This window comes from Chitinophaga sp. 05T412 (genome assembly GCF_056396465.1).
In genome coordinates this window covers 1-473 of sequence record NZ_JBFTLN010000080.1, presented here as the reverse complement: position 1 = coordinate 473, position 473 = coordinate 1, and the positions used below count along the sequence as shown (strand labels likewise).

Genomic DNA, 473 nt, shown 5'->3' with positions numbered 1-473 from the left:
TTCTTTGAGCTGGGAGGCCATAGCCTGAAAGCCACGAGACTGGCCAGTTTGATCCACAAGGCMTTTGAAGTGAAGCTGCCATTAAAAGTACTTTTTTCCAACAGTATACTAGAAGAGCAGGCGTTACTGATTGCAAAATCRCGTAAAACCGCTTTTGCACAGATTGCGCGGGCGCCACAACAGGCAGCTTATCCTTTATCGTCTTCCCAGCGTCGTTTATGGGTATTRAGCCAGTTTGAAGAAGGTAGTGTGGCCTATAACATGCCAGGCGTTTATACGCTGACCGGCGAGTTAAACATCGCTCAACTGGAACATGCGTTTGATKTRYTSATTGAACGRCATGAAGTGCTGAGAACCATTTTTAAGGAAGATGAAGAGTATGGCGTACAACAATACATTCTTCCTGATATAGATTTCAGCATCCACTACAACACACAACCCACGGACTTATCTGCCGATATCCAGTCTGTATG

1 protein-coding gene is annotated in these 473 nt (G+C 45.2%); it reads left to right on the top strand.

Annotated elements, in window-relative coordinates; translation table 11 throughout:
* Positions 1 to 473, top strand: a 473-nt coding sequence (locus AC1DFM_RS34760) for a condensation domain-containing protein (protein ID WP_477081378.1), incomplete at both ends; no start/stop codon positions are given.